The organism is Nonomuraea sp. NPDC050556 (genome assembly GCF_044457355.1).
Taxonomy (GTDB): Bacteria; Actinomycetota; Actinomycetes; order Streptosporangiales; family Streptosporangiaceae; genus Nonomuraea.
Genome location: NZ_JBITGU010000001.1, coordinates 1,481,382 through 1,495,888, shown reverse-complemented (window position 1 = coordinate 1,495,888; position 14,507 = coordinate 1,481,382). Strand labels below are relative to the sequence as shown.

The window sequence follows — 14,507 nt, the reverse complement described above, 5'->3', positions numbered from 1 at the left end:
TTGTGTGAGCACGGATGCCGTCCAGCGGAGGCACTGCTGTCGGCCGATGAGGGGCACCAGCTCCTGGCGGACTCGCTGGGCGGGGCCCAGCCTGAGGGCAGCGGGGGCTTGCTCAGGCTTGGACTTCGCCCTGAACGACCTTCGTGACCGAGCTCGCCTCGACATGATGCGGAATCTTCATGCGCATGAAGTAGGCGCTTAGCGCTGTCTCGGCCATGTCCTGGGGCCCCATCGCCATGTTCTCGCAGGCGTAGGACAGTCTCGCGTCCGTCAGGGGCAGCAGGCGGATGCCGATTGGAATCAGGTCCAGATGTGCGGTGCCGTGGGTGCGTTTCCGCGGGGTGCGTTCACGTGGAGCTCGTTCGCCCTGCGGAATGGGCAGGTCCTTGGGGACGCCGAGGGCGTCGAAGTAGAGATTGAGAGCGTCCTCGACCACCTTTTGGGGGCCGCCGCCAGTGACCTTGCATGCCACAGTGAGTCGGGCGTTGACGCTCGGGTCGATTCGTACGGCGAAGCGCAGGCGTGTGGTGGGCTGCTTGACGCGGCGGGCCGCAAGTTCCAGGTCTCGGCCTTGGGTGGTCGGCGCTGGCGGTTTTGCTTGTTCGGTCGTCGGCGAGACGCTTTTGTCTCCGGGCTCGACGAACATGGCCTGCGGAGCTGCGTCGGCGGCCTGTTCTCGCGAGTTTGCCCTTGCCATAAGGGTGGCTTTCTCCATCCGGCTCAGGACTCCTGTCCCCTAAGTGATCCCACGATTCCGGTTTTTGCGCAAACCGACGCGCCAATTCAGCATGCAAAAGCGCTTGCGCGACGACTTGCGAAAGGGGTCTGTATGCGTCTGTGTGCGTCCGTGACGGTCTCTGGTCGCGTGTCGGTCCGTTCCCGTCGGAACCCGTCTCGCGCTGACTGTGAAGGTCTCAGCGCGTTCTAGATTAAGTTGCGAAAACGCATTCAAACTGAGAGACTAACGAGTGATCACGAAGCGTGAACCGGCAGGTCAACGCGGTACACGCAAGCGAAAAAGCTGGCGACTAGCCATCGCCGGACCTCACCCGAACACTGCCCGCGAACGGAGTCCACGTGACCGACGTGTCCGACAAGATGCTCAAGCGCATCCAGAACCTTCTTGCCAAGGCCCAGGGCACCGACAACGAGCACGAAGCCGACACCTTCATGACGGCGGCTCTGGCCCTCATGGCCAAGTACGGCGTCGAGATGGCCCACCTCGCCGACAGCGGCCAAGTCGCCGACGAAGTCACCACCTTCGAGGTCCTCATCGGAACCTCCTACGGCGTCGACCGGCGCGCTCTGCTGGTCAACATCGCCCGCGCCAAGCGGTGCCGCCCCGTCTACAGGCAGATGCCCAACGGCTACCTGGTGACGATCGTCGGCCACGCCTCCGACCTGGAGCAGGTCAAACTGCTCAACGCCTCCCTCCAACTCCAGATGGGCAAGGGCGCACGAACCGCCCGCGACGACAGCGGCAAGAGCTCCACGGCGTTCAAGAAGGGCTGGATGCTCGGGTTCTATACCCGTGTCTACGAACGCATGTTGGACGCCGAGCGCGCCGCGACGCGCGAGCCGCGGCCCGCCGACACCACGGCGACCACGGGCCGCTCGACAGAACTGGTCCTGGCCAGCCGCGAACAGGCGGTCCAGGCGGCCTTCGAGAAGCGCTATCCGAAACTCGGCAAGGCACCGAAGCGGACGCTGACCAACGCTTCCGGATACGTGGCCGGGCGCGCGGCCGGCGACCAGGCCGACATCGGCGGCAGCAACCGGGTGTCCGGCGCTGCGGCGCAGGGCTCGCTACGGTGACGCGCTTCGCCATGCCGCTCGACGACACCGTCTGGGAAGGCGAGCGGCCGATCGCGCGCATGTTCCGGCACGGGACCAACCCGATCGGCCCCTCTGAGCCGGTCTGGTGGAACGTCTGCGACAGCTACGGCGCGCTCTACGCCTTCCTCGTCACCAACCACGGCGAACCCATCCGGTTCGGGCGCAAGCCGTATCAGATCACTCTGCGCGAAGCGTCCACCACCACCCCCTGAACTCAGGCTGGCTCCGCCGTACGGCGGAGCCAGCGTCACCGCAACGGAGGCACCACCCATGTACCTGCCAACAATCGACGACATCGCTACCGAGATCCACGACGGCCTGCTCCAAGCGCTCATCATCTCCGACGACTCGGACAAGCTGCCCGCACCCGAGAAACTCGACTACAGCGGCGGCGACACCGTGAGCATCGTCTACCCCGGCCGCCACTTCACGATCACCGTCAGCCAGGACGGCGCGTGATGGACCTCGACGACTTCGCGCCCGGCGACCGGGTCGAGCTCGTGGCCACAGCCGACCGCTACACCGGGCTCCAGCCAGGCGAACACGGCACGGTCATCCGGGTGGAACCGATGGGCGGCGTTGCCGTCCGCTGGGACTCCGGCGCCGTACTCGGCATGCTGCCTGACCAGGGTGACGAGATCAGGCACGCAAGAGGGCGCGCCGATGTATGACGTCGCCCAGCTCATCACCATCCTGACCGGCCACGGGCTGAGCGCCGTACCGGACGGCACGGGCGTGTTCGTCGCCGCGGACACCGAGGTCTGGCTCTTGGCAACGCCCAACGGATGGCAACTCGGCTACGACACCAGCTCGCCCACCGCCGAGGAGGGCGCACACACGCTCGCCGCCAGCGACGTGCCAGACGCGATGGTCGTCACCTTCGCCCTGGCGCTCATCGCCGAGCTGGAGAGCCGCATCGGCCCCGAGGTCACCTTCGACCTGCGCACCGAGGCCGGTGGACTCGCCGCGCTCAAGTGGCTGGCACTCCACCTCGACAAGCCCAGCACCGTGGCGCTCACCTTCACCAACGGCACGGCCTTCTACACCTACGACCTCACCGAAGCCCACCCCGAATCCGTCCGGGCGATCCGGCACAAGGATGGCTTCCCCCTCGAGGTGAAGCCGCGTGATACGCCGAGCATCTCCCTGACCGGCACGATCGTGTGCCGCTCCTACCCGGGCAGGAAGGAGGGACATCCGGATGCGTGAGCCGTACGGCTGGACCATCACCGTCGACCACTGCGGCGGCGAGTACACCGGGCGCTTCTTCCTCCGCGGAACCGGAAGCCGCGCCGCCCGAGACCAGGTGCGCGCCGCGCTCCTCGCTGGCCAGGGCACCCCGTTCCGGATCTACGACGGCGACGGGCGCCTCGACTACGAAGGAAGCATCGTGGTCCCGCCGGGAGAGGAAGGCGGAGCGCTCTGCTTCGCGCCGAAGGACTGGGCCGCCGCCGACACCGGATCGGCCGAGATCCGCTACCTCAACACCGACACCGGAGCGTGGGAACTGCTGTGACGCCGCACCCGGCCGGATGCCCGTGCGATTCCTGCGCGGGCATCCACTGGCCGCCCCCTGACGAGATCCGCGTCGACTGGGCCCAGCTCCAGGCCGACGCCGACCTGCTCGGCGACCTGGCCGCCGAGATCGGCCACAACAACCACGACCCCGAGATCCGCGGCGACCACACGGTGGTCTGCTGCGGAACCACCCTGCCCATCACGATCTACGGAGCACCATCATGAGCACCCTCGCCGAACTGGTCGCGGCCACCGGCCTTCCCGCATCGCACCCCATCAGGCAGCTGCCCGGCGTGTCCTGGCATCTTGCGAATCCGCTGGCCGGAGTCGGCATCCGTACCCTGGGCCACCTCGCTCAACACACCGACGACGAGATGCTGGGCTACGCCGGATTCGGGTCGGGCCGCCTGGCCAAGCTCAAGGACGCCCTTCGCGCGGCGGCCGACGAGTGATGGCCCAATCCGCCGCCCAGGGCAATCGGTTCGCCCATGTCCTGCTTGACCAGGTGGACCAGTCCGTGCTCGGCGACGCCCAACTCGTGCGCGGTCTCAAACGAGAGATGATCGCCCACTGCCGGGCCCATCACATCCCGCAAAAGCTGATCGTCCCCTACACCACGCGGTGGGGGTACGGGTTCCTCATCGCCGGGCCCACCCCTTATGGCGTGCATCCGAACACGATCACGCTGCTCACCACGCGGGGCTGGGTCGACTGCCCGCTGAAGCTCGGCGCATGGGGCTACAAGACGCAGTGCCTCGACGTGGCCGTGAACATCCCCGGCGGCACCACCGCCGGTCTCGGCCTGGTCCTCGACGCCATCGCCACCGACTACCCGGAAGGCACACCGACCTGCTCGATGGCCAAGGCACTCACCGAAGTCGTCCGGCTCGTTCTCGACAGCCGCGCTCACCGCCGATCGCTGGTCGACGGCCGTGCAATCGACGAAGCGCTCGCCCTCCACCTCAATCCCCACATCCGAGCCTGGCTCGGGCAGGAGGACTAATGACCCGTCTCATCGTCAAAGTGGAACCGTTCTCCAACCGCTGGCACATCGCGATCTGCCGAACCGGTACCTGCCTCTTCGTGTCACCGCGGCAGGTCGTGAAGGTCGCGGCCGAAGAGGCTGCAACCCACCACCGTCAATGGCACCGGGCCAACCCCGGAGCCGTATGGACGACATCCGCGGAACCGGTCGTGGAGTGGAACCACGACAAGGCGCACCGGTGCCCCTCCTGCCACACCATCGCCGTCGACCTCGACGACCACCCGAAAGCCGGGTGGATCTACACCTGCTGCGGCTGCAAGACCCGCTTCGCTGACGATCCCGGCGACTCGCTGCTGCGCGAAGCCGGAATCTGCTGCACCGAACACCCCAACGGCAAACCCATGCTCGGCCCTGGGGCGGTGTGAACCACGTGGGCACCTACACGATGACGGCGGACGCGGATCGGGTCACCGCCGCATTGCTGCGCGCAGACCAGCGGGAGGACCTGTTCGCGGGCTCGCCGCCTGCGGAGGCCAGCCACGTCCTGGTGCTGGCCGTGCCATACAACTGCGACGAGTTCGTGGTGCTCGGCAACCATGTCCAGGTGGCTGATCTGGTGAGGCGCATCGTCGTCACCGCTCGCAGCGCGCTGGCTGGGGGCGGTGCCCGGGTCATGCCAGAGCTCAGCATCCCGGTCGAGATAATCGCCGCCGTCCTAGCGACAGCGGGGGAGGGGATGGACGCAGTGCGTGCGATGCTCCTGGCCGACCAGATCGACATGGCCTTGCACCGCGCCGACCTGGACATCGTCAAGCGAGACGAACCGCCAAAGCAGGTACCGGTGCTCCCGCCAATCCAGCGGAGCGAGACGGTTCGTCCCACGGACCTGATAGCCGGTAGGACGATTTTCCGGGAGGTGGACCACCTCGTCGGTCTACGGCATGTGGCGGCGGTGCCGTGCTGCGGTCGACCGGTCGAACTCGAAGCCGATGTTGAGGAACTAGCCGCGATCATGTGCCCGTACTGCGGGCTGCTGTACGACGGCGAGCTGGTCGAGGAGCCCGATAGCGGCGGCTGGGATGAAACGCGGTCGTTCGTCGCACGCTTCGCGGTGGCACGAGCTGGTTTCCAGGTCGTCAAGCGCCACCCGCAGAAAGGCCGATCATGAGCGAGCTGAGTCGGCCGGTGCTGTGCGAGCACTGCGAGGACGCTGTCCCGGTCACGCACGTGGTGAGGATGAATTACTGGGTTGGCGAGTACATTCTGCTCGGCTGTCTGTCCATGGCGATGGAGTACCTCCGTCGCCCCCTGCCAGGACACCAGGTCCACGTGTGGGCGCTGGGTCTTCCGGTTGCCTTGGCCATCGAGAGCGAAGAGCTTCACGCGTGACGGCGCAACCGCAAGCTGAAACGCTGGCTGGCTCAAGCTGGGCACAGTTCAACGACTGGGTCAGGCCGTGGTACCCAGAGGGCTCCATCGGTCACGTCCACGCCGACTGCCACTGGATCGCCGAAGGTTTGTCGCTGGTCGAAGGATCCGGCTGGTTGAATCTCCGCGCCGCCTCCTCACCCGGGGGCTTCTCCTCATGCGAGGAGTGTGTGCGGCGCTATGACCCGTCCATGGCCGAGGAGCTGTTCGGCGAGCCAGACGAGCTGAAGCCTATGAAGCCCCGGAAGAGGAAGAAGGAGACGTCGACATCATGAAGGTGACGCTCGACCTCGCGCTCCTGCGCGACGCTGTCGCCTGGACCGGCCGGGCCGTCGCATCCCGACCTGTCTCGCCGGTCCTGTCGGGCATGCTGCTGGAAGCAGAAGGCGACAAGCTGCGGCTGTCGGCCTACGACTATCAAATATCCGCGCAGTGTGACATCACTGCGCAGGTCGCCGAGCCAGGACGGGCGCTGCTGCCCGCCAGGCTGCTCGTCGAGGTGTGCAAGAGCCTGCCACGCAAGGCGGTGGAACTGTCCTTGTCCGAGGCGGAGATGATCGTGCGCTGCGGTACGGCCGAATTCGGGCTACTCACCATGCCCGTTGACGACTACCCGAAGCTGCCCGCGCCTCCGAACCCGAGCGCGGTCGTCAGCGGCGCGCTGCTCCAGCAGGTAGCCGGACAGGTCACCGCAGCGGCGTCGAAGGACACCACGCTCCCGATGCTGTGCGTCGTCCGCTTTGACATCGAAGGCGAGAACGTGTGGGCCGCCGCCACTGACCGGTACCGGATTGCGGGCCGCACTTTCGCATGGTCCACGATCCCCCCGCAGGGCAAGAAGGCGGCTCCGCCTGCGTTCATGATGGTGCCGGCTGCGGAGCTGGAAAGCACCGTGAAGGGGTACGGCTCAGGCCAGGCGGAGATCGGCTGGAACGACAAACTGGTGTCGATCTCCGGTGCCGGACGCCTCACCACGATCCGGATGCTGGGCGAGGACTACATCGACTACCGGGCCCGGCTCAAGCTCGACTATCAGACCTGGGCCCAGGTCGACGGGGCCTCGCTCATCGCGGCGGTCAAGCGCATCGGGTTGGTGGCGGAGAAGAGCACGGCGGTGCGGCTGTCGTTCAGCGACGGCCAGGTGCTCGTTGAGGCCGGTGGCGGTGGTCTCGGAAGAGCCACTGAATCTGTGGAGGCGGATGTGTCGGGCCCGCCTGTGACCGTCGGATTCCAGCCGAGTTTCCTGCTGGACGGCCTCGTCGGCGTGGACACGCCGCGTGTTCGTCTTGGCATGAACCAACCGGCAAAGCCTGTGATGGTGACCGAGGACGCCGACCATCCGGAGTACCGCTACCTCGTCATGGCGCTGCGGTTGGGGTGACCAGCCACAATGGAGGGTCATTCCGCAAGCGGTTTCGCTTGCGGAATAACCTCGCCCATGACTGGAGGGAGCCCCTTGACCCAAACCACCCTGTGCGTTGCCCCCCGCTGCGGCGGAGACGGCGATCCCCGGCAGGCTGCGGACGGGCAGCTGATCTGCCTTCCGTGCACAAACCGGCTCCGGCGCGACCTGGGCGTGACGCCTGCGCTGCACCGCTGGCTCAGCGAGCACGTGATGCCAGGAACCAGCGGCGGTGACAAGGTCTCCGGCGGACGAACCGAAGCGCCTGTGCCCGCACGGCTGGATGTCCTCTGCATGATCAACGACGGTTCCGTGCCGTACCGTGGGGACGACGATGATCAGGTAGGTCCGCCGTCGATTCCCAGCACCCTGAAGAGCTGGACGTGGCTGATCTGCGAGCACCGGGGCCTCGTCTACCCCATCACCGCAGGCGTTGCGGAGCTTGCCGCGCTTCTCGCCCGGCACGTGGAGTGGGCCGCTGGCAGGGAGTGGATCGTCGACTTCATGGAGGAGATCGGCGCACTGCGCAGAGCAGCTCACGGGCTGGCCCCGTGGACGGTCCACGTGCAGGAACTGATCGGCCCCTGCCCGTCGTGTGACCTTCGCGCGCTGATCCGTACGGCGGGGGAGGAGTGGATCGAGTGCGACGCTGCCGTGGGTGGCTGCGGGTCCTTGTGGAGTTTGGCCTACTACAACGACCACGTCAGCGAGATTCTCAAGAGAAAGGCGATATCATGACGATCATGATAGAGGTCTCGCGGCGGGAAGCCTTGACTGCACTCCTCCGCCAGGGCAAGAGCGTGCCGGAGGCCGCCGCCGATCTGGAGATCCCCGTGGCCACCGCCTACCGCTGGGATGCCGAGGACCGGCGAGCCAGGGCGCACGATTGGCCGACTCTGGCCGAACAGCAGCAGGCGGCGGCCGACAAGTTGTCTACGGCGATCGAGACCTTCTATCGGGCGCGTGCCGCCATGGAGGAGGCCATCATCGCGGCCTGCCAACCGCCGCTCATTGAGCCGTCCACGACCCGGCCGCTGGTGAAGCGGCAGGACATCGTGGACATGACGAGGAACGCCGACCCGGCTGGGGTAGGTCTGACGATCTACGAGCTCCGGCAGATTGTGGACGGCGGCACCAGCCGCTAAATTCGGCTTGCGGGCGTTGAATGTCATCACATCCGCACCGGCCCCCGGCGATCCGTCGGGGGCTTCATTCATCAGCGCTGGACGGCGCGAAAGTCCTCCGTCATCTCCTGTGCGTGAAGCATTCCCAGCTCGTACGCCTGTCTGCGGTTGGCTTCTTTCCGGCGATGCCGCCAGATGACCACGCCGGCCAAGGCCCATCCTCCTGCCGCCACGACAGCGAGGATGGTGTCGGCGTAGTCCAGGAACGGCATAGATGGCCTCCAAGTGCGCAGTTAGGCCACATATTAGAGCATATGTTCGCATTCTGGGGTAGATGGGACGGGCTATCTGAACAGGGGAAAGTCCGCTCTGTCGAGGGTGTGCGGCACCCACGACGCCGAATCCTTAGGCGATCAGCTCACAAACAGGGTGCTGATCACGCGGAGTCGAGCCGTACCTCTGCCAGGGGTTGCCACTCCCACGTCGTTTCGGGCCCATCCTGCGCCACGAGGCTGAGGCTGTGGACTGTCACCTCTCGGTCGGGGAGCCGCTTTCCGAGCGCATTGATGATGGGTGCGGCTGGTCCGTTTGCACTGCTGTAGGCCACGGTCACATGGGGCGTCCAAGAGTCGTGAGCGAGGCGTCCTTCCTGACCAGTGACCGCGCGGGTAGCCGTCCTAGCCGCCTCAAGGAGCGGCGCTAGCCGCTCGGCGGGCTGAGCCGCCAAGATGATCGCTTCCGGGTGGTACAGCACTCGGCCTAAGGTCACCGAAATGGGTTCGGCCTCGGCCAGTTCACGCCCAGCCTCCCGAGCCATTTCGTCGACCTGGGCGCTGGTGATCTCGTGAGAATAGCCAGCGACCAGCACCGTCAGATGGATGTGGGTGAGCGGTACTAGGTCGAGCCCGGACAGCCCACCGAGGCGAGCCTGAGCTTCCTGCACGATGGCCACCGCATCAGGCTCGTCTCCCAGCAGCACGTGCCAGTAGAGCAAGCCCTGGCCGGGCGGCAGCATCAGGGATCGGCGAAGCTCCCAACGGTTTGCCATCTGTACAGGTAGGGGGCTCACGCGTCCTCCGTGGCGGGAAGAAGAGCGCGAGCTGAGGTGAATGCACTGATCTGCTCGCGCAAGGTGGACACCGTATCGGAGCCGCGAAACTGAGGCATTTGCAGGCGCGAGTCCATGCGCACCAGATAGCTGGTGATCGTGGCCAGTCGGTGCTCGGGTGGCAGGAGTAGCGCAGGGGCGATGTGCTCGGCCGCCGCTTCGACATCGTTCATCATCACGTAGGCGATCCCCGCGCCGAACCGCACCTGCGCCCACGACGCGACAACCCGTGGAACTCCATCAGCCCACGCACTCTCAGCCGCGTCCGCCGCGTCCAGGGCCGCTCTCGCGTCCCCAGCCTGGAGGGCCACGGACAGGGCATACAGGGATCGGCGCGGCGCAGGACAGGACCATGGGGTCACTCCGGAATCGTCGCTGACTACCTGGGCAGCATCTTCCGCGCGGAAGAGCGCGGCCTGGGCACGCGAGAAGTCACCCAGCAGGCTCGCCGCGTTCGCCTCCTGGCACGCCAGGAGCACACGCAGCGGGGTGGCCGGACTGCAATCGAAACCGCGACGAGCAGCATCGGCGGACGTCGTATACCGGCGTCGCCAGCGCTCTGTCTTCGCTTGGGCGCTCAGTGCCGCGGCCTGGCTTGCGTCGGCCTCTTCTGCGGACAGCCGTGCCGCCTCACCGTAGACCGCCGCCGACTCGTCGTCGTAGAGGTCGCCCATGAGGATGCACGCGTGCGCGAGGAGGTCAGCGTCTATGCGGAACAACTCACGGGTCTGCCTGAGCCGCTGTTTGCCGCCGTGCAGGAGTCCATGAACCTGGCGGTGATAGCGGAGCACGCTGGCGAGCATCTGAGCAGGCGGTGTGAGTGTGTGCCTCTCCCCGAGGTGGTAGCGGGTCTCGTCGAGCATGGCAATGGTGGAGTCACCCACGTTAGTTCGCTCGACCCACGAGGCGTGCTCCATGAGGTCGTCTACGGCGGGTTCCGCAAGCTGGGGCACGGTTTGGAACAGGGCGGCTTCGTCGATACCGAACACGCGGCAGTACAGCAGCGGGTACGGGTCTTTCGGTTTGTACGTTCCGGCCTCATGGGACTTGATCCGACGAACCACGGAATCGAACTCGGGTAGTACAACGGAGCAGGTGCTCGCCGCCTTGAACAGCTCCGCGGCCAGGTGCTTCTGGGACCAGCCTTTGGCGCGCCGTTCGTCGCGAATGCTGTCGGCCCAGGCCGGGGGCCTGCCCGCTTCGCTCATGTCCTGGCACCTCATCAGCAGGGAAGGGGACACGCTCGTGTCCCTCAGTGTCCCCCATCGACATCTGTCTGCGCATCGTTACTCGCCGTTGTGATGGGTGCATGAGTGAGATCCCCGACGACGCCGATGGCGCGGCGAAGACTGTCTCGACCTGCCGTGAGGCGATGGCCTACTCCTTCGCGGAGCAGTTCGAGCGCTGGCGCCGCTTGATGGGCTCGTGGCGCGGCGAGCGGGATGAGAGGTTTCGCCTGGCCGAGGTCGCCTGGGTGTCGGCCATGCATCAAACCACCTACAGCTATGCGATGGCCTCGACAACTAGGGCCCTGCTACAGAAGGCTCCAGTGCCCGCGGTTGTGGACGCGCTTGGCGTGGCCGACCTCGACGGCCTGTTGAGACTGTGGCAGCCGTGGGCATCTGAGCAGTCTGTGCTGTTCGTTGAGGGTTTTGGCATGGTGTCCCCGCAGGACTACACGCGGGTGGGCCGCCTGCTGGCCATTGGGCAACAGTGACGGTCGTTTCGCGGTTGCGCGTCCCGTACGTCACCGCCTACGACGAGGAGTGCGTCCAGCGTCCGTTCGCCGTCGTCCTCGACGCTGGCGCCACCGAGGGTTGGAGGCTTGGTTTCGTCGGTGCGGGCGAGCAGGACTGGATGCTGGGTGTGCTCTGGTACCGGCCGGGGCTGCATCGTCGAGGCAAGCCTGAATGGAGGCTCGTCAACACCCTCCGGCAGCGGCGATGCATGCTCTACTTGTTGTGTCAGGTGTGCGGTGGGACAGCAGTGAACGATGACCGCCGTATCAACTGGGTGCTGGCCGAATCGCCCGAGATGACCCCGCAGGGGGTTCCGTTCACGAACGCACCGCCCACGTGCCAGGGCTGCGTTTCCGAGGCCCTGGACTCCTGCCCAAGGCTTGGTTCAGAGGCCCGCGTCTATACCGTGCGAGCTGCTGCGCCGTACGCGGTAGTGGGCGACGTCGTTCAGATATCCCAGACGGGCTTGAGCGTGGCCGAATGGAATCGCCTCATCACCATCGACTCCTTCCGCCAGCTTGAGCACACCCTCGCCAAGCAGCTGCTCGTGACGCTCGACGACCTTCAGCCATCGTCGGCGTAATCCGCAGGCTCCTCGATGTGCAAGAATCCCGTCACTAGCCGCCCCACCAGCATGGACAATCCACGATGCAGCGCCTCAGCCCTCCTCTGCGCCAGCGCCACCTTGCTCAGCTCCTTCGCGACATGCGCGCCGATCGTGACCTGACGCTGATCGACGCGGTCGCTCGGCTACGCCCGATGGGACGGGCGTGGAGCCGAACCAAGCTCTCCAGAATCGAGACCGGGGAGACGCTGCCCACGCCTGGTGACTTGGCTGACTTACTTGACGTGTACGAGGTGAGTTCTGAGACCAGGACAGCGTGCAACGACCTTGCGCGTCAGGCCCGCATGAAGCCTTGGTGGAAAGAGTACGACGCCGTCATAGGGGAGTACATCGCGCTCGAAACCGAAGCCACGATCGAACGCTCCTGGCAACCCCTTCTCGTTCCTGGTCTGCTCCAGACGGCCGCCTATGCGCGAGAGATCTTTGCCGTCGGCCGCCACGGCTCTTCTACTCGGCTGATCGAGCTCCAGGTCAAGGCGCGCCTGGCCAGACAGGATGCCCTGCTGAACTGCGACCTCCCGGTCCAACTGCACGCGCTCCTCGGAGAACAGGCACTCCACCGCAGGATTGGCACCCATGACATCATGCGCGAGCAGTTGGAGAGATTGACTCTCATCTCCAATCGGCCGAATCTGACCCTTCAGGTGCTTGAAGAAACGGTGGGCGCGCACCCTGGTCTGAGCGGGTCTTTCGTGTTGTTATCGCTCCCCGGCGGAGCTGACTACGTGTACTTTGAGACGCCGCTGGACGAACGAGTCGCCGATAGGATCGACACCGTCCGTGAGTACGAGCGCCGCTTCGATCACCTCGCGGCTTTGGCGTTGACTCCCGAGAAGTCCGCCGCTCTGATTTCGGACATCCTGAAGGAGCTGTAGTGCTGACTCCCGAGTGGCGTAAGAGCACGTGGTCGGACACCGCAGATGGCTGCGTCAAGGTGCGCCGCATCGGCGACCGCATCGAAGTTGGGGATACGAAAGCCGAGGGTGCGGGCATCGTGCTCTCCTTCACGCCTTTCGAGTGGGCGTGTTTCCGCAACGGCATGCTTAATGGCGAGTTCGACCTGGAGGAGTGACGGCACCTTGTCCGGTGATGGTGTCGAGAGCGCGTGCCTCTACCTTTCCCGTCCTTGGGCGTCATCTCGTCCTTGGCGGTAGGCGTCCGCCGGGGGAAGAGGCACCGGGCCCTTGCGTGGCAGGAGAGGGCCTCCGAGGAGCGCGCCGGAGGCGAGGAGAACAACGAATGCCCATGTCAGGAGGGGGTGTTCCAACGCGTCTGGCGTGACGACGCTGGCGATCATCACCGTGGCCGCTCCGCATAGCGTGACGACCGCCGCCACGGCTCGGGCCGTTCGTCTCATGCGAGCCTTCTTTGGATGGGAAAGAGGTCCGTGATCCCCGATGGTCACACCATTGCATGTCTCGGGATTCCCGTGCCATGGGCGCGAGGTGCGGCGATAGCTGATCGTTATCATCGGTACTGACTTCTTGGGGTCCCTGCCTAGACAGGGGGTGTGCGCCTAAGTCCGCTGTTCAGAGCCGGGTCACCGTGTCGGAGATGAGGCTTCCACTCACCGCATGCCTCACTCGCGGGAGTTGCAGAGCCAAAATGGCCACAAGTTATCTCTTGTGCCCCACAGGTGATCGTGTCACTCTGTCGTGACGCGCAGAAGATCGTATAACTCTCACGTGATGGGGAGGTGGCATGGCGCGCCAGCCGTACCGCCGGCCATTGGCGGAGATGCTCGATCACTTGTTTAACACCGGCTTGCAGGACGATGGAACTCCCTACAGCTACGAGCAAGCGGCCGAGGAGATCACCCGCCAGGGGACGCCGATCTCGAACACCACGCTATGGCGGCTGCGCACCGGCAAGACCGACAAGGTAACCGTCCAGCACCTGGCTGCGATCGCCGAGTTCTTTGGCCTGGACATCGCGTACTTCTTCGACGCCGGCTATGCAGCCCAAGCCGAAGTTGAGCTTGGATTGCGTCTGGCGATGGCCAATAGCGACCTGCGGATCCTTGCTGTGCGCGCAGGAAGCCTGTCCGAGCTGGGCAGACAGAGTCTGATCAACATCGCGGGCGAGCTTGCCAAAATGGAAGGCAAGCCTGTCATGCCCGAGCTGGAGCACGACTCGCGCCGGGACGGTACCCAATGACGGCGCGCGCACGGAGCGAACCCGGAACGGTGAACCCGCAGGCCGTCATCCGGCCCCTACGGGTGAAGTTGGAAGACTGCCGTGCGGTCAATGTGCTCCATGATCGTCTCAAGGCTGGCGTCGGGGTCGTAGGCGAAAGCCTGCAGAGCCCACGGCAGATCGACCAGCACCGCCAGATATGTCTTGATGACCCGAGCAGCCTGCTCGCCGTCAACCAGCACGGCCTGCACCGGCTCTACGACATCATGCAGGCGACAGGTGGGATCGGCGAGGAGATTGCGCACCCACTGCCGTTCTCGGTTGGGAGCAACCAGGAATTGGTTGCCATCGAGCTGAACCACGGCGATCGGCGTGGAACGTTCCTGACCGCTCTGGCGACCACGCGTCACCATGACGCGCAGCACGTAGCCGCCCTCGATGTAGGGCCGCACCGGCATCCCCTTGATCCGCTCGATCATTAACGCATTGATCTCGCGCGGATCCCTGTCCTGAGGGTTCATGACCACCACTCACATTGGTATCTGGAAAAGATGATCAAAGGTAGCGTGCGATTCCGATGGAGAACAAGGGCACAGCCCTCGACGA

At 65.5% G+C, this 14,507-nt stretch carries 26 protein-coding genes; 21 read left to right on the top strand and 5 right to left on the bottom strand.

The window, feature by feature from the left end:
- Window positions 1-112: 112 nt before the first annotated feature.
- On the bottom strand, window positions 113-715 hold the full coding sequence (locus ACIBG8_RS07610) for a hypothetical protein (RefSeq protein WP_397341770.1): 603 nt from the start codon (window positions 713-715) through the stop codon (window positions 113-115).
- Between the two features lie 362 nt (window positions 716-1,077).
- Between ACIBG8_RS07610 and ACIBG8_RS07605 the strand changes: the two genes are divergently transcribed.
- The 16 genes from ACIBG8_RS07605 to ACIBG8_RS07530 all read left to right on the top strand — a co-directional run bounded on the left by ACIBG8_RS07605 (window position 1,078) and on the right by ACIBG8_RS07530 (window position 8,314).
- Window positions 1,078-1,815, top strand: a complete 738-nt coding sequence (locus ACIBG8_RS07605; protein WP_397341769.1) for a DUF2786 domain-containing protein — start codon at window positions 1,078-1,080, stop codon at window positions 1,813-1,815.
- Window positions 1,812-2,048 (top strand): hypothetical protein, encoded by a 237-nt coding sequence (locus ACIBG8_RS07600; protein ID WP_397341768.1) that lies wholly within the window; start codon window positions 1,812-1,814, stop codon window positions 2,046-2,048. The genes ACIBG8_RS07605 and ACIBG8_RS07600 overlap by 4 nt, the downstream gene beginning before the upstream one ends.
- 58 nt (window positions 2,049-2,106) lie before the next feature.
- Entirely contained in the window at window positions 2,107-2,295 is a 189-nt protein-coding gene (locus tag ACIBG8_RS07595) for a hypothetical protein (RefSeq protein WP_397341767.1), read from the top strand.
- Entirely contained in the window at window positions 2,295-2,507 is a 213-nt protein-coding gene (locus ACIBG8_RS07590) for a DUF4314 domain-containing protein (protein ID WP_397343905.1), read from the top strand. Before ACIBG8_RS07595 ends, ACIBG8_RS07590 begins: the two co-directional genes overlap by 1 nt.
- Window positions 2,500-3,045: a hypothetical protein gene (locus ACIBG8_RS07585; protein ID WP_397341766.1), complete on the top strand. Its 546-nt coding sequence runs from the start codon at window positions 2,500-2,502 to the stop codon at window positions 3,043-3,045. The genes ACIBG8_RS07590 and ACIBG8_RS07585 overlap by 8 nt, the downstream gene beginning before the upstream one ends.
- A complete protein-coding gene (locus tag ACIBG8_RS07580; protein WP_397341764.1) occupies window positions 3,038-3,352 on the top strand; it encodes a hypothetical protein in 315 nt (104 codons plus the stop codon). Before ACIBG8_RS07585 ends, ACIBG8_RS07580 begins: the two co-directional genes overlap by 8 nt.
- On the top strand, window positions 3,349-3,579 hold the full coding sequence (locus tag ACIBG8_RS07575) for a hypothetical protein (protein WP_397341763.1): 231 nt from the start codon (window positions 3,349-3,351) through the stop codon (window positions 3,577-3,579). The genes ACIBG8_RS07580 and ACIBG8_RS07575 overlap by 4 nt, the downstream gene beginning before the upstream one ends.
- Window positions 3,576-3,806: a hypothetical protein gene (locus ACIBG8_RS07570; RefSeq protein ID WP_397341762.1), complete on the top strand. Its 231-nt coding sequence runs from the start codon at window positions 3,576-3,578 to the stop codon at window positions 3,804-3,806. Before ACIBG8_RS07575 ends, ACIBG8_RS07570 begins: the two co-directional genes overlap by 4 nt.
- On the top strand, window positions 3,806-4,357 hold the full coding sequence (locus tag ACIBG8_RS07565; RefSeq protein WP_397341760.1) for a hypothetical protein: 552 nt from the start codon (window positions 3,806-3,808) through the stop codon (window positions 4,355-4,357). Before ACIBG8_RS07570 ends, ACIBG8_RS07565 begins: the two co-directional genes overlap by 1 nt.
- Window positions 4,357-4,764, top strand: a complete 408-nt coding sequence (locus ACIBG8_RS07560; RefSeq protein WP_397341759.1) for a hypothetical protein — start codon at window positions 4,357-4,359, stop codon at window positions 4,762-4,764. Before ACIBG8_RS07565 ends, ACIBG8_RS07560 begins: the two co-directional genes overlap by 1 nt.
- A gap of 5 nt (window positions 4,765-4,769) precedes the next feature.
- A complete protein-coding gene (locus ACIBG8_RS07555) occupies window positions 4,770-5,507 on the top strand; it encodes a hypothetical protein (protein ID WP_397341758.1) in 738 nt (245 codons plus the stop codon).
- Window positions 5,504-5,728 (top strand): hypothetical protein, encoded by a 225-nt coding sequence (locus ACIBG8_RS07550; protein ID WP_397341757.1) that lies wholly within the window; start codon window positions 5,504-5,506, stop codon window positions 5,726-5,728. Before ACIBG8_RS07555 ends, ACIBG8_RS07550 begins: the two co-directional genes overlap by 4 nt.
- Window positions 5,725-6,042: a hypothetical protein gene (locus ACIBG8_RS07545; protein ID WP_397341756.1), complete on the top strand. Its 318-nt coding sequence runs from the start codon at window positions 5,725-5,727 to the stop codon at window positions 6,040-6,042. The genes ACIBG8_RS07550 and ACIBG8_RS07545 overlap by 4 nt, the downstream gene beginning before the upstream one ends.
- Complete coding sequence (dnaN, locus tag ACIBG8_RS07540) at window positions 6,039-7,148, top strand: DNA polymerase III subunit beta (protein WP_397341755.1); 1,110 nt, start codon at window positions 6,039-6,041, stop codon at window positions 7,146-7,148. Before ACIBG8_RS07545 ends, dnaN begins: the two co-directional genes overlap by 4 nt.
- 195 nt (window positions 7,149-7,343) lie before the next feature.
- The gene (locus ACIBG8_RS07535; protein ID WP_397341754.1) at window positions 7,344-7,907 is read left to right on the top strand and encodes a hypothetical protein; all 564 of its coding nucleotides are present in this window, start codon (window positions 7,344-7,346) and stop codon (window positions 7,905-7,907) included.
- Complete coding sequence (locus tag ACIBG8_RS07530) at window positions 7,904-8,314, top strand: hypothetical protein (protein ID WP_397341753.1); 411 nt, start codon at window positions 7,904-7,906, stop codon at window positions 8,312-8,314. Before ACIBG8_RS07535 ends, ACIBG8_RS07530 begins: the two co-directional genes overlap by 4 nt.
- Window positions 8,315-8,385: 71 nt before the next feature.
- Here ACIBG8_RS07530 and ACIBG8_RS07525 read toward each other — a convergent pair whose 3' ends face one another.
- From ACIBG8_RS07525 to ACIBG8_RS07515, 3 genes are all read right to left on the bottom strand, one after another.
- Complete coding sequence (locus tag ACIBG8_RS07525; protein ID WP_397341752.1) at window positions 8,386-8,565, bottom strand: hypothetical protein; 180 nt, start codon at window positions 8,563-8,565, stop codon at window positions 8,386-8,388.
- Window positions 8,566-8,729: 164 nt separating this feature from the next.
- Window positions 8,730-9,341 (bottom strand): 2'-5' RNA ligase family protein, encoded by a 612-nt coding sequence (locus ACIBG8_RS07520; RefSeq protein ID WP_397341750.1) that lies wholly within the window; start codon window positions 9,339-9,341, stop codon window positions 8,730-8,732.
- A gap of 17 nt (window positions 9,342-9,358) precedes the next feature.
- On the bottom strand, window positions 9,359-10,609 hold the full coding sequence (locus ACIBG8_RS07515) for a multiprotein-bridging factor 1 family protein (protein ID WP_397341749.1): 1,251 nt from the start codon (window positions 10,607-10,609) through the stop codon (window positions 9,359-9,361).
- 101 nt (window positions 10,610-10,710) lie between these two features.
- On the opposite strand from ACIBG8_RS07515, the gene ACIBG8_RS07510 reads away from it, so the two are divergent.
- The 5 genes from ACIBG8_RS07510 (at window position 10,711) to ACIBG8_RS07490 (ending at window position 13,922) form a co-directional block, all read left to right on the top strand.
- Window positions 10,711-11,118, top strand: coding sequence for a hypothetical protein (locus ACIBG8_RS07510; protein ID WP_397341748.1), 408 nt, complete (start codon window positions 10,711-10,713; stop codon window positions 11,116-11,118).
- The gene (locus ACIBG8_RS07505) at window positions 11,115-11,723 is read left to right on the top strand and encodes a hypothetical protein (protein ID WP_397341747.1); all 609 of its coding nucleotides are present in this window, start codon (window positions 11,115-11,117) and stop codon (window positions 11,721-11,723) included. The genes ACIBG8_RS07510 and ACIBG8_RS07505 overlap by 4 nt, the downstream gene beginning before the upstream one ends.
- 65 nt (window positions 11,724-11,788) lie before the next feature.
- Window positions 11,789-12,640: a helix-turn-helix domain-containing protein gene (locus ACIBG8_RS07500; protein WP_397341746.1), complete on the top strand. Its 852-nt coding sequence runs from the start codon at window positions 11,789-11,791 to the stop codon at window positions 12,638-12,640.
- Complete coding sequence (locus tag ACIBG8_RS07495) at window positions 12,640-12,837, top strand: DUF397 domain-containing protein (RefSeq protein WP_397341744.1); 198 nt, start codon at window positions 12,640-12,642, stop codon at window positions 12,835-12,837. The genes ACIBG8_RS07500 and ACIBG8_RS07495 overlap by 1 nt, the downstream gene beginning before the upstream one ends.
- Window positions 12,838-13,466: 629 nt before the next feature.
- A complete protein-coding gene (locus ACIBG8_RS07490; RefSeq protein ID WP_397341742.1) occupies window positions 13,467-13,922 on the top strand; it encodes a hypothetical protein in 456 nt (151 codons plus the stop codon).
- A gap of 56 nt (window positions 13,923-13,978) precedes the next feature.
- Here the strand turns inward: ACIBG8_RS07490 and ACIBG8_RS07485 are convergent, their stop codons facing one another.
- Complete coding sequence (locus tag ACIBG8_RS07485) at window positions 13,979-14,422, bottom strand: nitroreductase/quinone reductase family protein (protein ID WP_397341740.1); 444 nt, start codon at window positions 14,420-14,422, stop codon at window positions 13,979-13,981.
- Window positions 14,423-14,507: the final 85 nt, after the last annotated feature.

Excerpts from the sequence above, each read along its gene's own strand:
- ACIBG8_RS07610 (WP_397341770.1), bottom strand. The coding sequence starts at position 715 with ATGGAGAAAGCCACCCTTATGGCAAGGGCAAACTCGCGAGAACAGGCC.
- ACIBG8_RS07595 (WP_397341767.1), top strand. The coding sequence starts at position 2,107 with ATGTACCTGCCAACAATCGACGACATCGCTACCGAGATCCACGACGGC.
- ACIBG8_RS07590 (WP_397343905.1), top strand. The coding sequence starts at position 2,295 with ATGGACCTCGACGACTTCGCGCCCGGCGACCGGGTCGAGCTCGTGGCC.
- ACIBG8_RS07585 (WP_397341766.1), top strand. The coding sequence starts at position 2,500 with ATGTATGACGTCGCCCAGCTCATCACCATCCTGACCGGCCACGGGCTG.
- ACIBG8_RS07580 (WP_397341764.1), top strand. The coding sequence starts at position 3,038 with ATGCGTGAGCCGTACGGCTGGACCATCACCGTCGACCACTGCGGCGGC.
- ACIBG8_RS07570 (WP_397341762.1), top strand. The coding sequence starts at position 3,576 with ATGAGCACCCTCGCCGAACTGGTCGCGGCCACCGGCCTTCCCGCATCG.
- ACIBG8_RS07565 (WP_397341760.1), top strand. The coding sequence starts at position 3,806 with ATGGCCCAATCCGCCGCCCAGGGCAATCGGTTCGCCCATGTCCTGCTT.
- ACIBG8_RS07560 (WP_397341759.1), top strand. The coding sequence starts at position 4,357 with ATGACCCGTCTCATCGTCAAAGTGGAACCGTTCTCCAACCGCTGGCAC.
- ACIBG8_RS07550 (WP_397341757.1), top strand. The coding sequence starts at position 5,504 with ATGAGCGAGCTGAGTCGGCCGGTGCTGTGCGAGCACTGCGAGGACGCT.
- dnaN (WP_397341755.1), top strand. The coding sequence starts at position 6,039 with ATGAAGGTGACGCTCGACCTCGCGCTCCTGCGCGACGCTGTCGCCTGG.
- ACIBG8_RS07530 (WP_397341753.1), top strand. The coding sequence starts at position 7,904 with ATGACGATCATGATAGAGGTCTCGCGGCGGGAAGCCTTGACTGCACTC.
- ACIBG8_RS07525 (WP_397341752.1), bottom strand. The coding sequence starts at position 8,565 with ATGCCGTTCCTGGACTACGCCGACACCATCCTCGCTGTCGTGGCGGCA.
- ACIBG8_RS07520 (WP_397341750.1), bottom strand. The coding sequence starts at position 9,341 with ATGGCAAACCGTTGGGAGCTTCGCCGATCCCTGATGCTGCCGCCCGGC.
- ACIBG8_RS07515 (WP_397341749.1), bottom strand. The coding sequence starts at position 10,609 with ATGAGCGAAGCGGGCAGGCCCCCGGCCTGGGCCGACAGCATTCGCGAC.
- ACIBG8_RS07510 (WP_397341748.1), top strand. The coding sequence starts at position 10,711 with ATGAGTGAGATCCCCGACGACGCCGATGGCGCGGCGAAGACTGTCTCG.
- ACIBG8_RS07500 (WP_397341746.1), top strand. The coding sequence starts at position 11,789 with ATGCAGCGCCTCAGCCCTCCTCTGCGCCAGCGCCACCTTGCTCAGCTC.
- ACIBG8_RS07490 (WP_397341742.1), top strand. The coding sequence starts at position 13,467 with ATGGCGCGCCAGCCGTACCGCCGGCCATTGGCGGAGATGCTCGATCAC.
- ACIBG8_RS07485 (WP_397341740.1), bottom strand. The coding sequence starts at position 14,422 with ATGAACCCTCAGGACAGGGATCCGCGCGAGATCAATGCGTTAATGATC.